Consider the following 14,393-nt stretch of genomic DNA (forward strand, 5'->3'; position numbering starts at 1 on the left):
CAGGGCAGCCCGCGCATCGCTGGACAGCGTCAGGCCGACCACGCCTGGACGATGTCGTCAGGCCCCCAGATCAGATCCACGGCCCCGGCCGGGAGGTCGGCTCCGGAGCGGCTGACCGCGACCAAGCCGCTGACCCCGGGCTGAAAACCCGGGATCAGCGGGGCGTGACGGCGCAGTTCGTCGAGGTGGTGCCTGTCGAACGGGCCGTCCTGCCACTTGATGGAACCGGCGAACGCGATGCGGGAGGCGATCGGAGCGCGGTCGGCTCCGACAAGATCGATCTCCGGGTTGGATTGCCGGTTCCACCAACCACCGACTTCCCACGTGTCGGTCCAGGGCAAACCGCCGGCACCGGCGGAGATGGCGAGCGCATCGCGGATGATCGGCTCGACGGCGTTACCCCGCCAACTGGACCACCGACTGTCGAGGACGGCGCGGGCAGCCGCTGTTCGGTCGCGCAGAACCAGTTGATGCACGTCGCGCAGAATGGCCAGGTACAGACGCAGGTTGCTGTCGGCGATTCGGTACTGGGCCAGTTTGCTGGGCTTGGTGGACAGCGGCTTGTCGACAGCGAGGACTTGTTTCTCCTCGACAAGCCGGTGAAGCAGAGGGGAAAGGGTGCCGGAGCTGACCGGGCCACCGCGGTCGCCGGCGGCAGCGGCGATGTTGCTGAATGTGCGGCTACCTGCCCCGCCCACCGCTTCCAGGATGCGCCGGGCAGTGTCGGGGGCGGGAAACTCCGACGCGAGGGACTGTTCGGGGACGGTGAACAACGCCGACGTCTTGTTGGAAATCTCCTGACTCAGGAACTCGGCGGGAGGTGTGCCCGGGGACCATTCCAGGGCGACACCCGGCAACCCACCGGTGATCAGGTGTGCATCGATAGCGTCCGCGCCGCTCAACCCGGTCACGGCGGCGGTTTCGGCAAGATTGAACGGGCCGAGGACCAAGTTCGTGGCCCTGCCGTAGAACGGCCGGTCGTACTCGGTGAACCGCTGCATCATGTGCAGATCACTGCCGAGCAGCAACAGGAGCACTGGTTTGCTGGAGATGAGCCGATCCCAGGCAACCTGAAGGTGCCCGTCGAAGGTCGCGTCCTGCTCGGAGATCCAGGGCAGTTCGTCGAGGACGACCACACTCGGCGTATCGGGCAGGACACCCGCCAACAGCCGCAGCATGTCTCCCCAGCCACCGGCCGGCGGCTGAGACGGCAGAAGATCACGGCCGCCAGCGGTAAGCAGCGACGAGTCGCGCAAGGCCCCGAGAAAGTAGCTGACCGCTTCGATGCTCGACGCGCCCTTGACCGCGGTGTAGAAGCAATACGGCAGATCGACCCGGTCGCACAACTCCTGCACCAGCCGCGACTTGCCCACCTGCCGGCGACCGCGTAAGGCGACCGAGCGACCCTCGCCGGTGCGTTTCACATGATCAAGCTGCTTCGCGAGCAGGTCGAGTTCCGTGCGCCGACCGACGAACATCGACCCTCCCGAAGCTAGATTGAATCTTACTTCGGACCAGTCTACCTAAGCTGAGGGGTCGCTACAGCTGGTCCCCGGGTTCACAGGGCGAGCGCGACGGGTTGGGTTGGCACTCCCTCAGCGATCAATGCGGCCAACGGCGTGGCGAGATCGCGAGGCGAGAACAGTTCCGGGCCGACGTACTCCCTGATCTCTGACAGCGACCACCAACGCCAGCCGACGACGTGCTCGGCCGCGAGTTCCTCATCGCTCATCGCACCGCGCGGCGTGAACGACGCGGTCCGAACCAGGAAGTAGTCGTTCACGACGCCATCGTGGCCGGGTGCAAACCCGGCGGCGACGATCTCCTGGTGCCAGACGTGAGGCGGGTCGACATCGAGAGCAAGACCGACCTCTTCGCGAAGCTCTCGCCGCAGGGCGGCCAACGGCGTCTCGCCGTTCTCGACACCACCCCCGGGAGTGATCCAAACGGCGATCGTGCCCGCTGGATCGGGAATGGCGAGTCTGAGCAGCAGAACATGGTCGTCCTCATCGAGGACGACCGCACGCGCCGACCGCCGCAGGTTAACCGCCGACATCAGAACACCCTAGGGGTCGACGATCACCGTCAACGCCGAGATCTCCCTACTGCGCGACCTCTATCGCTGGCAGGGCTCAGCCGTACCGAGATAAATGGATCGGCAGGCGGCACCGAGCCTCGTAGCGTTCCCGGAATGAGCAGGAGTGACGAGCGTGACGTGGTCCGGCGTGGGTACGACGCACTCTCCTACCACTATCGATCGGACGACGCTGACGACGGCCAGTACGCTCCCTGGCTCGCCGGCTTACACCAGCGCCTGCCCGCCTCGGCAGCGGTCCTCGACCTCGGGTGCGGCTGCGGGGTGCCGGTCGCCCGCTTCCTCGCCGACGCTGGACACCGCGTGACCGGCGTGGATATCAGCGACGTGCAGATCGAGCGGGCGCGCCGTCTGGTGCCCGACGGCATCTTTCTCCGCGCCGACGCCACCCGGCTCGACCTGCGGCCGGCCTCGTTCGACGCCGTGGTCTGCCTGTACGCAGTCATCCACATGCCCCTGGCCGATCAACCGCAGCTCATCAAGAGCATCGCCACCTGGTTACGTCCCGGCGGCTGGCTGCTCACCACCGTCGGCAACAGCGCCTGGACAGGCACCGACGACAACTGGCTCGATGGCAACGCCACCATGTGGTGGAGCCAAGCCGACGCCTCCAGTTACCGCTCATGGCTGCGACAGGCGGGGCTGGCAATCATCGCCGAGGACTTCGTCCCCGAGGGCGGCAGCGGGCACACCCTCTTCTGGGCGCAGCGACCACAGAGCTGGCCAGGAGCGGCCCTGTGCGAGGCTACGGCGGTGACTGACCTCGGCATTCGCGCGGCCACCTCTGCTGATTCCGAATTCCTGGTCGACATGCTCGTGGAGGCCGTGAACTGGCTGCCTGAGCGCAACTGGTCGCGCGAACAGATCCTGGCGAACCCCGCGCTGGCTCACTACGTCACCGGCTGGATGGGACCAGACGACTTCGGCCTGGTTGCGGTGGACTCGGCTGGTCGTTCAGTCGGCGTGGCCTGGTTCCGGTACCTGACCTCCGCCGATCCCGGCTACGGGTACGTGAGTGACGACGTGCCAGAGCTGACTATCGGCGTGGTGGAGACCTGGCGGGGCCGGGGCGTGGGGCGGACGCTTCTGCGCGCCGTTCTGCAGGCCGCACGAGAACGTGGCATCCGCACGGTGTCGCTGAGCGTGGAGCGGGCGAACTTCGCTGCGAAGGTGTACGCCGCTGAGGGGTTCCGCACGGTTGAGTCGTTCGAGGACGCGGACACCATGGTCGCTGAGATCGGGCCTGACGCGCATGGTGCCACCGCCACCTCTGAACAGGCGTAACGCTGCGCCGAGGTGTGCGACTCGGAACGGTCGCGGGCGCTGCTCTTCGGGCTCTACGTTGCTACGCCCGCGCTGTTCCTCGCGCTGCTGGTCAGCCTGGCAATGCTCGCGGTCCTCATCGCCCGTACCCGGATCCGCTCATCGGCCGTGCTGGCAGCCTGTCCGCGGTGCTTCCACTGGCGTGTGCGGACTCCTCATCCCCAGCCTCTGACCGCCGCCACCCACCTCAGATCAGCCGCTGGATGCGGACCTTCGGACGCTCGTTTCGCAGGTGGCCATGCTTGTGCTGGCGAATCTGCTCGTCCCAGACATCCTGGTCGTAGTCCGGGTCCGGCGGGATCCACTTGTGGGAGCCGTCGCTGTAGTGGAACTTCTCGTCACCGGCACGAAGAATGCTCATCGGGTCCAACCCAGGAAGCGATAGTGCAGATGGCCGGCCGGAACGTGGGCCAGGTCCTGTGCAGCGTCAACCAACTGGGCGGCCAGGTAGAGGGCGAGCGACACCGGGGCTCCGTGGTACTCCGCTTGCAACTCTCGACGGCGGGTGTGGCAGGGCCAGTCCGCACCACAGCCAGCGCAGATCCAGGTTGGGGTGATCGCGAGGTGGCTCGTCATCGGGGGCCGTCCAGACTCGGCCAGTGACCGCCGTTGATGGGGGTGCGGCGACGGCTTCCAGCACTGCCACCCGGCCGCCGTCTGCCATTTCTACTGCGTAGGTGAGCCTTGCTACCGGCCTCGTCGACCGGGTGGATGCTGCCCATCAGCGCGTCCATGCCACGAAGCGCTCGTACAGCTCGGCCGGCGTCACGTCGGGCAACTCCACGGCGATGATGAAAAGCAGGCCGCCAACGTAAGTGGAGAGGCCAATGCGGTCAGGTCCGTACGCCTCAGCCAGGCGCACCCGCGCCGGGTGGCACGGCCAAGGCGTACCCGCCTCGCACATCAGGCACTGCCACTGCGGCCGACGCGGCAGATGCTCCCCGTCCATCCGGCGATCCAGTGCCGACGCCGACCGCTCCGCCTGGCTCGCTCGTGCCTTCTGCGGCACGTCGGCGGTCACCAAGCCATCCGCCGGCCATTGAGGTTTCCGCTCCGCGTGAACTGCCACCACGCCTCCCACCAGTCACCGCGCGTGCTCGTCCGGTACACCCTGCGGCGGTACGCTGACCTCGGTCGACGGGTTGCGGGTTGCCAACCTGCGCCGGCAACCCGGCAACTCCGGCGGGAGGCGCGAGACATGCCAACATTCGGCGCCCGAATGCGACAGGCGCGGGAAGCTCACGGCCTCAGCCTGGCCGCGCTCGCCGAGCTGCTGCCCGCCGATAAGGGGCATCTCTCCCGGCTTGAGAACGGCCGTCGCCGCCCCGGTGAGGATCTGGCCCGCCGAATCGACGACGTCCTCGCCACTCGCGGGGAACTGATCGCATGCGCCGCCCTGGATGTCGCCGCCGCCACCGACACCCGGCCGTCCGAGACCGTCGAACTGCTACATCGAATGCACGCCAGCGACACCGCCCCCGCCACCATCGAGACGTTGCAGGCGACTATCACCGAGCTGTGCTGCCAGTACGGGTGGCGCGACGCCGGGGAACTCCGCGCCGAAGGTCAGGGTTGGCTGCGTGAGGTAGCGCGGCTGCTACAGCGACCGACCGGCCTACGGCAGCACCGCGAACTGTTGGTGTGCGCGGGCTGGCTGGCACTACTGATCGGCTGTGTCGAGTACGACCTCGGCATGCGTGCCAGCGCTGAAGCCACCCGTATCGCCGCCCGCCAGCTCGGCGACGAAGCCGGTCATGCTGACATCAGCGGCTGGGCATGGGAGATGGCGGCCTGGTTCGCACTCACCCAGTCCCGACACGAGGCGGCGCTGACCGCCGCCCAAACCGGCCAGGAAGTCGCCGGCCGGCAACGGGTGGGGGTTCAACTGATCGCACAGGAAGCCAAATCGCGGGCACGGCTCGGCGACCGCAAAGGCGCGCGGATGGCACTCGATCGAGGTCGGCGGCTACTCGACGAACTCGGTGCGCCCGACCGCCCCGACAACCACTTCGAGGTCGATCCGGGCAAATGGCTGTTCTACGCGATGGATATCTGCCGGCTCGCTGAACACGACACTCTCGCCGACCACTACGCCACCGAGGTTCTGCGCCTCGGCGCTGGGCTTGACGGCATCGAACGCTCACCTATGCGGATGGCCGAGGCCCGACTCACCCTCGCCGCCACTGCCCTGCGCGCTGGGGAGCTGGATCGGGCTGTTGAGCAGGGGGTGGCGGCGTTCGCTGCTACTCGCCGGTCCCTGCCGTCGTTGCTGCTGGTCGCCGGCGAGGTTGACGTCGAACTGCACCGTCGCTACCCGCACGAGCACGCCACCGCCGACTTCCGCGAGGCGCTGAACGCGGTTCGTTAGCTGCTCGCGACAAATTCCCGGCGTCTTACTCTGCAGGGCAGAGGCCGTGGCGCTCCTACTTCCAGCGGAAGTGGACGAAGAGGCGGCCGAAGTTCTTCGAGTCCTTCTCCACCCGGTGGTAGAGCTGCTTGACGTCCTTCTGGTCGAGGAACCGCAGCACTCGCTTCTTGAGCTGGCCGGACCCCTTGCCGGGGATGATCTCGACGAGAGTGGCCTTCTTCGCCACCGCCTCGTCCATGATCCCGCGCAACGCCCGGTCGATGTCCTGGCCCTTGTTGAAGATCTCGTGCAGGTCCAGCTTGAGCTTCATGCCGCAGCCCCCGGCCGGTCAGGTCCCATGTCCGCCATCCTAGGCACGTCCACCAGGTCGTCCGACGACGAAGGGGCGGCCCCGAAGGGCCGCCCCTGCCACGTCGACTCGCACGCTCAGCGCCGGCCGCCCACTCGGGTCTCCACCCGCTCCAGCGCGGTCCGGTAGTCGTCGTTGGCCGCGTACATCGCTGCGGCGATCCGCAGGTGCCGCAGCGCGTCGGTGTGCCGGTTCAGCCGCTCCAGCGTCCGACCGAGCACGTGGTGCGCGTAGTGGTCGCTCGGGTCCCGTTTAACCAGCTCACGCAGGTGCTCCTCGGCCCGGTTGAGCTGGGCCGACTGGAAGTACGCCCGGGCCAGTAGTTGCCGGACCGCAGCGTTGCCGGGTTCGGCGTCGATGATCGGCTCCAGCAGTCGGGCTGCACCGCTGGGGTCACCGGTCTCGAAGAACATGGTCGCCCGCCGGTAGTCCGCCAGAAGATCCATCTGCCACCTCCTCGGGTCGCACCGTCACCTGTTCCGACGCTGGCACAACACCGCACGTTTGGCGACTGTTCCCGGGGTCGAGATCGGGTCACTTCCGGCCGCTGATGGCCGCCGAAGAGGCGTCGAACGGTCAGGTGCGGGCGTTGCGTCGTCCGGCGGAAAGTTCCCAGGCGCGGACACCGCCGACTATTCCGGCGGTGTTCGGCACCACCACCACGTCGTCGCCCATCCGGGCCAGCTGCTCGGGCCGGATCAGTCGGGAGTTGCCCCCACCCAGGTAGAGCCGGTCCCAGCGGAACACCGGGCGGAGCCCGTCCACCACCTGCCGGATCCGACGGGACCAGAAGGCGTCGCCGAGCCGCCGCCGTTCCGGCTCGCCGACGTACGTGTCGTAGGTGGTGCCCCAGCGCACGGGCGCGTGCGACAGCTCCAGGTGCGGTGCGAGCACCCCGCCGTCGAAGAGCGCGCTGCCCAGCCCCGTCCCCAGGGTCAGCACCAGCTCGCAGCCGGTGCCGGCGACCACTCCGGCACCGTGCACCTCGGCGTCGTTGAGCACCAGCGCCGGCACCCCGAACGCGTCGGCCAGCGCGCCGCGCGCGTCCCAGCCGGACCACTCGGCGAGCAGGTCCGGGTCGACCCGACTGCGGGGGCCGCTGCGGGTCACGTAGTGCGGCGTGCTCACGACCACTCCGTGCCGGATCATCCCGGGTACGCCGACAGTGAGCCGGTCCGCCGTTGGCAGGCGCCCGCCGAGATCCAGCAGGGTCCGGACAAACAGCGCGGGCGGCAACGGGTACGGGGTGGGCACCCGCAACGGCCGGGCCCGCATCGTTCCCGCCTCGTCGAGCACGGACGCCTTGATGCCCCCGCCGCCACAGTCGATCGCCAGTGTGGTCACCACGTCGTTGAGTCTGCCCGCTGGGGAGCGGTGATATGCAGGCGGCCGGATAGGCTGCCGTCCTGATGAGCGCCACGATGATCGTCAAGGACCTGGCCGCCGGACACGGCGACCGCCCGCTCTTCGCCGGATTGGACCTGGTGGTCGCCCCCGGCGACGTGGTCGGGCTGGTCGGGCCGAACGGGGCCGGCAAGTCGACGCTGCTGCGTACCCTCGCCGGGTTGTTGCCGGTCGAGGCCGGCAGCGTGCGACTCAGCCCGCCCACCGCGAGCGTCGGGCACCTGCCGCAGGAGCCGGAACGGCGACCGGGCGAGACGGTACGGGACTTCCTGGCCCGCCGGACCGGGGTGGCCGCCGCGCAGGCGGCGTTGGACGCGGCGACCGAGGCGCTGACCGCCGGGGCGGTGGGCGCCGACGACGCGTACGGCGACGCGCTGGAGCGCTGGCTCGCCCTCGGCGGCGCGGACCTGGACGAACGTGCCGAGCAGGTGAGCGCCGACCTGGGGCTCGCGGTCGACCTGGACCACCCGACGACGGGGCTCTCCGGCGGTCAGGCGGCTCGGGCCGGGCTGGCGTCGCTGTTGCTCAGCCGGTACGACGTGTTCCTGCTCGACGAGCCGACCAACGACCTGGACCTGGCCGGGCTGGAGCGGCTGGAGGAGTTCGTCACCGGGCTGCGCGCCGGCACGGTGCTGGTCAGCCACGACCGGGAGTTCCTCACCCGCACGGTGACCCGTGTGTTGGAGCTGGACCTGCCGCAGCAGCAGGTCAATCACTACGGCGGCGGCTACGCGGCGTACCTGGAGGAGCGCGACGTGGCCCGCCGGCACGCCCGCGCGGACTTCGAGGAGTACGCGGAGACCAAGGCTGGGCTGGAGGCTCGGGCCCGGACCCAGCGTGGCTGGATGGAGAAGGGCGTCAAGAACGCCCGCCGCAAGGCCACCGACAACGACAAGATCGGCCGCAAGTTCCGAGCCGAGTCGAGCGAGAAGCAGGCCGCCAAGGCCAAGCAGACCGATCGGCTGATCGAACGGCTCGACGTGGTCGAGGAGCCCCGCAAGGAGTGGGAGCTGCGGATGGAGATCGCCGCCGCGCCCCGCGCCGGCGCCGTCGTGGCCACGCTGCGCGGAGCCGTGGTACGCCGTGGTGGCTTCACCCTCGGCCCGGTGGACCTCCAGATCGATTGGGCGGACCGGGTCGCGGTGACCGGGGCGAACGGCTCGGGCAAGTCCACCCTGCTGGCCGCGCTGCTGGGCCGGCTGCCGCTGGACGAGGGCACCGCCTCGCTGGGGCCCGGCGTGGTGATCGGCGAGGTGGACCAGGCCCGCGGGCTGTTCCTCGGCGACATGCCGCTGATCGACGCGTTCGAGGCGGCCGTACCTCACCTGTCGCCGGCGGACGCGCGGACCCTGCTGGCCAAGTTCGGCCTGCGGGGGGCGCACGTGCCCCGGCCGGCGGCCACCCTCTCCCCCGGTGAGCGCACTCGGGCCGCGCTGGCCCTGCTCCAGGGCCGTGGGGTGAACCTGCTGGTGCTGGACGAGCCCACCAACCACCTGGACCTGCCCGCCATCGAGCAGCTCGAATCGGCGCTGGCCAGCTACCCCGGAACGCTGCTGCTGGTCACTCACGACCGGCGGATGCTGGCGGCCATCGAGACCAACCGGCGACTGCGGGTCGACGCCGGGCGGATCGCCGAGGATTGATCCGTGCCCGCGGGCCGGCGCGGGGTGAGAATGACGCCATGCTCAAGTGGGAGTACGCCCTGCTGGTCCGCCGCCGCCAGGCCGCGACCACCGACCTCGGCTGGGAGGTCGTCTTCGTCTGGTACGGCCCGGACGGCTCGATGGTCGACGTGACGCCGTACGGCGACACCTCGCTGGCCCACCTGAACCGGGCCGGCGATCAGGGCTGGGAGTTGGTCGCGATGAGCGAGGACCCGTCCCTGCCCGGCAACCACGAACTGCACCGCTACCACCTGAAGCGGCCGAAGCCCGCCGACCCGCCACCCCGCCAGCGAATGCGCGGCGGCCGACGCACCATCTCCGGCTGACCCGACCGCTCCGAGGCGACCCCCTCCCCGGCCGGCGGCGAGGCGACCTGCCCTCCGTGCGTCGGGGTCAGCCGCGTGGACCGCTTCGCGGCTCAGCCGGTGCCGGGCGCGAAGCCGGTGCCGGCCGCTCAGCCGGTGCCGGCCGCTCAGCCGATGCCTGCGCGAAGCCCGTGCCCAGCGTGAAAGGCGTGCCGGCCTGAAGCGCATGCCGGCCTGAAGCGCCTGCCGGCCTGAAGCGCCTGCCTGGGTTGACCCTGATGTCGTGGAGTCATCGTGATGACTGTGTGACATCACGATGACTGCGCATCTGCCCGCAAGGCGCGACACGCGGGCGGACCGCGCCTCAGCGGTCGGCGAGGTGGACGAGTGGGGCATAACGGGCGGGATTGCGGGTATCGCGCGGCGGGAGGTGGCCCGAATGGTCGCTTTGGCACAGACTCCGCCCTCGGCCGACCGGCTGCGGGCGATAGATGATTTCCTCGCCCAGGCATGGGCGGATCAGGTCCAGCATGATGATCGGTTGCGGGGCCTGGCGGTCGAGGTGCGGTTCGACCGGGGGGTGGCGCATCTGAGCGGTGATGTCGCCGAGCCCGCCCAGCTACGGCTGGTGCGGGACCTGGTGGGACGGCTGGCCGGTGTCTACGGCGTCTGGTGCCGGGTCGGCATCGGCGGGCGGGCACCGGTGGTGGTGGACCTCGGTTGTGGGCCGACCAAGCAGTGGTCGAGCAACCTGGGGCTGGACATCTACCCGGCGCCCGGCGTGGATGCGGTGGCGGACCTGTCCGGCTCGCTGCCACTCGCCGACAACTCGGTGGACGTCCTCTTCGCGGTGCACATCCTGGAGCACCTGATCGACTTCCTGCCGCTGGTCGACGAGTGTCACCGGGTGCTCCGCCCCGGTGGGGTGCTGCACGTGATGAGCCCCTGGTGGGGGCATGTGAACGCGGTGGCCGACCCGACTCACGTCCGGCTGATGGACGTGCAGACCTTCAAGGGGATCTGCCAGTTGCGGCCACCGGGGACACCGCGCTGGTACCCACTGCACGCGGGCTGCGACGGCGCCTCGATCTTCGCCGACCTGACGCCTCTCCCCCCGGACGCCGACCCGGCACCCCAGTCCCACCTGGCCCGTTTCTTCGACTAGCTGATCCGGGTCAACTCACGGAGTTCCAGGCGGTGGGGGGCGCGGAGTTCCTGGGCGGGGTCGGTGCGGTCACCGTCCAGGCGATTGGCGAGGAGTTGGACGGCCAGGCGGGCGACGGCCTCGCATCGCGGCCGCGCCGTCCGCGCGGTGCCAGGCCGGCGCGGACGCCACCAGGGACTGGTCGTGGCTGCGCGGGTCGCGCGGAAGGGCCCCGCCGATCGGGCCCTTCCGCACCTTCGGGTCAGGCAGTCGGCTCACGGGGGGTCGGAGCGACGGCGGGCTCGTGCTGGGCCAGCCGGTTGCGGCGGTAGCCGTAGCCGAAGTAGATCAGCGCGCCGAGCAGCATCCAGGCCAGGAACCGCAGCCAGGTCTCCACGGACAGGTTGAGCATCAGGTAGAAGCAGGCCAGCGCCGAGACGATCGGCAGCACCGGTGAGAACGGCACCCGGAACGGCCGCTCCAGGTCCGGCCGCTTGCGGCGCAGGATCGGCACCGCCAGCGAGACGAGGACGAACGCGCAGAGCGCGCCGATGCTGACCAGGTCGGCCAGCGCGGACAGCGGCAGGAAGCCGGCCAGCAGCGCGACCGCCACCGTCATGATCGCCGAGATCCGGTACGGGGTGCCCCAGCGCGGGTGCACCTTCGCGATCGAGGGCGGGATCAAGCCGTCCCGGGCGATGGCGAAGCCGATCCGGCCCATCGCCACCAGGTCGACCAGGATGACGCTGGTCAGGCCCGCGACCGCGGCGATGGAGACCAGCACTGCGGCCCAGCCCGCGCCGACCGACTCGAAGGCCGACGCGATCGGGGCGCCCCGGTCGATCTCGGTGTACGGCACCATCCCGACCACCACCAGCGAGACGCCGATGTAGAGCACAGTGGAGATCAGCAGCGTGCCGAGCAGACCCAGGGTGAGGTCCCGCTTGGGCTTGCGCGTCTCCTCACCGAGGTTCGCCACGGCCTCGAAGCCGGTGTACGCGAAGAAGACAACGGCTGCGGCGCTGAGCACCCCGACGAAGCCGAAGACCGACGGTTCCAGCCCGAAGAGCGCCTGGGTGACCGGCTGCTTGATGCCGTCGTCGCCGCTGCCCGCGGGCTCGGCCGGCGGGATGAACGGGGTGAGGTTGGCGGCCTTGACGAAGAACAGCCCGGCTACCACCACGAAGACGCAGATGGCCACCTTGACCAGCACCAGCAGGTTGGTGATCCGGGCGGATTCCCGGATGCCGACGATCGCCACGACGCCGAGGATCAGCACGATGGCGATGGCGCCCATGTTGACGGTGCTGCCCTCCTCGCCGAACCATCGGGTCGGCAGGTCGAGCAGTTCGGCGAGGTAGCCGGACCAGCCTCGGGCCACCACTGCGGCGCCGAGCGCGAACTCCAGCAGCAGGTCCCAGCCGATGATCCAGGCGACGATCTCGCCCATCGTGGCGTACGCGTAGGTGTAGGCGCTGCCGGCGGTCGGCACGCTGGAGGCCAGCTCGGCGTAGCAGAGGGCGGCGAGCAGGGCCACCACGCCGGCGATGGCGAAGGAGATCACCACGCCCGGCCCGGCGCTGTCCCGGGCCTCGATTCCGGTGAGCGTGAAGATGCCGGTGCCGATCACGATGCCGATGCCGAAGCCGGTGAGGTCGATCGCGCCGAGCCGTCGCTTCAGCCCCAACTGGCCGTCGCTGCCGTCCGCCTCGCCCTGGGCTATCACGTCCTTGATTGGTTTTGTGCGCAGCACGGACACCCGGTCACCCCTCCCACCGTGCGACCACCCCGTGGCGGCCGGTGACCGGCGTTGCTACCCAGCGGAGCGATTGGTCAACCACGAACTCTTGCGGCGTCGGCGAGATTGTGAAAATTTCCTACCATCGACGCGGACATCGACGGCGAATCTTGCCGCGCACCGCGCGAAGCATCCGGGAGCCCCAACGAAGGGACACACCGCATGAAAGCCACCCGACTCGGAGTCGCCGGGCTGGTCACAGCCCTGCTCGGTACGTTCGTCACCGCCACCCCCGCGAGCGCCGCGCCCAGCGCGGCCGACACCACCACCACCACCTGCGCCACCGACCCGGCCACCCCGAAACGGCAGTTCCGGGCCATGTGGATCTCGTCGGTGGTCAACATCGACTGGCCCAGCAAGGCGTCCCAGACCAGCCCCGACCGGATCGCCGCGCAGCAGGCCGAGTACCGCGAGCTGCTCGACCTGGCCGGGCGGCTGCACCACAACGCCGTCGTGGTGCAGGTCCGGCCCACCGCCGACGCGCTCTGGCCCTCGCCGTACGAGCCCTGGTCGGAGTACCTGACCGGAGTACGCGGCCAGGACCCGGGCTGGGACCCACTGGCCTTCCTGGTCGACGAGTCGCACAAGCGGAACCTGGAGTTCCACGCCTGGTTCAACCCGTACCGCGTCTCCATGCCGGCCCCCGGTGGCGCCGGCGCGGACCTCGCCCAGCTCGCCCCCGGCCACCCGGCCCAGCAGCACCCCGACTGGACCTTCGCCTACCCACCGGCCGGCGTGGCCGGCAGCCGGCTCTACTACAACCCCGGAATCCCCGAGGTACGCGAGTTCGTCCAGACCGCCATGATGGACGCCGTCAAGCGGTACGACATCGACGGCGTCCACTTCGACGATTACTTCTACCCCTACCCCAGCGGCACGTACCAGGTGCCGGACGACGCGACCTTCGCGGCCCACAACCGGGGCTTCACCGACCGGGCCGACTGGCGGCGGGACAACATCAACCTGCTGATCCAGGAGATGAACGGCAAGATCAAGGCGGCGAAGCCGTGGGTGAAGTTCGGCGTCAGCCCGTTCGGCATCTGGCGTAACAAGACCGCCGACCCGCTCGGTTCGGACACCACCGGCAGCCAGTCGTACGACATCATCTCCGCCGACACCCGTAAATGGATCAAGCAGGAGTGGGTCGACTACGTGGTGCCGCAGCTCTACTGGTACATCGGCCAGTACCCAGCCGCCGACTACGCGCGCCTCGTGCCGTGGTGGGCCGAGACGGTGCGCGGCACCCGCGTGCAGCTCTACATCGGCCAGGCCGACTACAAGAGCGGAGACCCGGCGTACGGGCCGTACTGGCAGAACTCGCGTGAGCTGTCCGACCACCTGACGCTCAACCGGTCGTACCCGGAGGTGCAGGGCAACGTGCACTTCTCCGCGGTGCAGGTACGGGCCAACCGGCTCGGTGCCACCGACATCTACGCGAGTGAGCACTACTCCCGACCGGCGCTGGTGCCGGCCATGCCCCACCTGCCGGCGCGACCGCTGCTCTTCCCGGTGGTCACCAAGGCGACCCGGCAGGCCGACGGCGTCCGGCTCACCTGGCGGCAGCCCGCCGACGGCGTCGGCCCGCTCGGCACCGCCACCTCGTACGCGATCTACCGGTTCGACGGCACCACAGTGCCCGGCCGGTGCGCCACTGCCGACGCCGCGCACCTGGTCGACACCGTCCGGGCCACGCCCGGCAGCGTCCAGTCCTGGGTGGACACCTCGGCCGAGCCCGGTCGGCGCTACACCTACCAGTTGACCGCGGTGGACCGGTCGGCCAACGAGAGCCCCGCCAGCCCGCCGGCATTCGTCCTGCGCTGACCGTTCTCTCTGAATGCCCCGGACGCCCCGTGCGTCCGGGGCATTCGTCTGTTTCGACGCATGTCACCAATAGTTGGCGATGCGCATACCACCTAGTTGATCAGCTGATCGACACTCATCGA

Annotated in this window: 14 protein-coding genes; 6 read left to right on the plus strand and 8 right to left on the minus strand. The window is 69.6% G+C overall.

Annotated elements, in window-relative coordinates; genetic code table 11:
* Positions 1-29 precede the first annotated feature (29 nt).
* On the minus strand, positions 30-1,478 hold the full coding sequence (locus AB0B48_RS05720; protein WP_357196412.1) for an ATP-binding protein: 1,449 nt from the start codon (positions 1,476-1,478) through the stop codon (positions 30-32).
* Positions 1,479-1,558: 80 nt separating this feature from the next.
* On the minus strand, positions 1,559-2,056 hold the full coding sequence (locus tag AB0B48_RS05725; protein ID WP_357196415.1) for an NUDIX domain-containing protein: 498 nt from the start codon (positions 2,054-2,056) through the stop codon (positions 1,559-1,561).
* Positions 2,057-2,191: 135 nt separating this feature from the next.
* Here AB0B48_RS05725 and AB0B48_RS05730 point away from each other — a divergent pair, with 135 nt between their 5' ends.
* Positions 2,192-3,379, plus strand: a complete 1,188-nt coding sequence (locus tag AB0B48_RS05730) for a GNAT family N-acetyltransferase (RefSeq protein WP_357196418.1) — start codon at positions 2,192-2,194, stop codon at positions 3,377-3,379.
* A 226-nt stretch (positions 3,380-3,605) separates the two neighbouring features.
* On the opposite strand, the gene AB0B48_RS05735 is transcribed toward AB0B48_RS05730, so the two are convergent.
* Positions 3,606-3,779 carry a hypothetical protein gene (locus AB0B48_RS05735; protein WP_357196421.1) on the minus strand — a complete coding sequence of 58 codons (174 nt, stop codon included), beginning with the start codon at positions 3,777-3,779 and terminating at the stop codon, positions 3,606-3,608.
* A gap of 360 nt (positions 3,780-4,139) precedes the next feature.
* Positions 4,140-4,439: a hypothetical protein gene (locus tag AB0B48_RS05740; protein ID WP_357196424.1), complete on the minus strand. Its 300-nt coding sequence runs from the start codon at positions 4,437-4,439 to the stop codon at positions 4,140-4,142.
* A gap of 177 nt (positions 4,440-4,616) precedes the next feature.
* Between AB0B48_RS05740 and AB0B48_RS05745 the strand changes: the two genes are divergently transcribed.
* Positions 4,617-5,786 carry a helix-turn-helix domain-containing protein gene (locus AB0B48_RS05745; protein ID WP_357196427.1) on the plus strand — a complete coding sequence of 390 codons (1,170 nt, stop codon included), beginning with the start codon at positions 4,617-4,619 and terminating at the stop codon, positions 5,784-5,786.
* A gap of 55 nt (positions 5,787-5,841) precedes the next feature.
* Here the strand turns inward: AB0B48_RS05745 and AB0B48_RS05750 are convergent, their stop codons facing one another.
* From AB0B48_RS05750 to AB0B48_RS05760, 3 genes are all read right to left on the minus strand, one after another.
* Positions 5,842-6,096 (minus strand): Smr/MutS family protein, encoded by a 255-nt coding sequence (locus AB0B48_RS05750; RefSeq protein ID WP_007465523.1) that lies wholly within the window; start codon positions 6,094-6,096, stop codon positions 5,842-5,844.
* Between the two features lie 116 nt (positions 6,097-6,212).
* Complete coding sequence (locus AB0B48_RS05755) at positions 6,213-6,581, minus strand: tetratricopeptide repeat protein (protein WP_357196430.1); 369 nt, start codon at positions 6,579-6,581, stop codon at positions 6,213-6,215.
* Between the two features lie 130 nt (positions 6,582-6,711).
* Positions 6,712-7,482, minus strand: a complete 771-nt coding sequence (locus AB0B48_RS05760; RefSeq protein WP_124860484.1) for an ROK family protein — start codon at positions 7,480-7,482, stop codon at positions 6,712-6,714.
* A 62-nt stretch (positions 7,483-7,544) separates the two neighbouring features.
* On the opposite strand from AB0B48_RS05760, the gene AB0B48_RS05765 reads away from it, so the two are divergent.
* From AB0B48_RS05765 to AB0B48_RS05775, 3 genes are all read left to right on the plus strand, one after another.
* On the plus strand, positions 7,545-9,182 hold the full coding sequence (locus AB0B48_RS05765) for an ABC-F family ATP-binding cassette domain-containing protein (protein ID WP_357196433.1): 1,638 nt from the start codon (positions 7,545-7,547) through the stop codon (positions 9,180-9,182).
* 38 nt (positions 9,183-9,220) lie between these two features.
* Positions 9,221-9,529 (plus strand): hypothetical protein, encoded by a 309-nt coding sequence (locus AB0B48_RS05770; RefSeq protein WP_357196436.1) that lies wholly within the window; start codon positions 9,221-9,223, stop codon positions 9,527-9,529.
* Positions 9,530-9,947: 418 nt separating this feature from the next.
* Entirely contained in the window at positions 9,948-10,673 is a 726-nt protein-coding gene (locus AB0B48_RS05775; RefSeq protein WP_357196439.1) for a methyltransferase domain-containing protein, read from the plus strand.
* Positions 10,674-10,914: 241 nt separating this feature from the next.
* Here the strand turns inward: AB0B48_RS05775 and AB0B48_RS05780 are convergent, their stop codons facing one another.
* A complete protein-coding gene (locus AB0B48_RS05780) occupies positions 10,915-12,411 on the minus strand; it encodes an amino acid permease (RefSeq protein ID WP_357196442.1) in 1,497 nt (498 codons plus the stop codon).
* Positions 12,412-12,612: 201 nt separating this feature from the next.
* On the opposite strand from AB0B48_RS05780, the gene AB0B48_RS05785 reads away from it, so the two are divergent.
* Positions 12,613-14,271: a family 10 glycosylhydrolase gene (locus AB0B48_RS05785; protein WP_357196445.1), complete on the plus strand. Its 1,659-nt coding sequence runs from the start codon at positions 12,613-12,615 to the stop codon at positions 14,269-14,271.
* The last annotated feature ends 122 nt before the right edge of the window (positions 14,272-14,393 follow it).

Source organism: Micromonospora sp. NPDC049089 (assembly GCF_040648775.1).
GTDB lineage: Bacteria > Actinomycetota > Actinomycetes > Mycobacteriales > Micromonosporaceae > Micromonospora.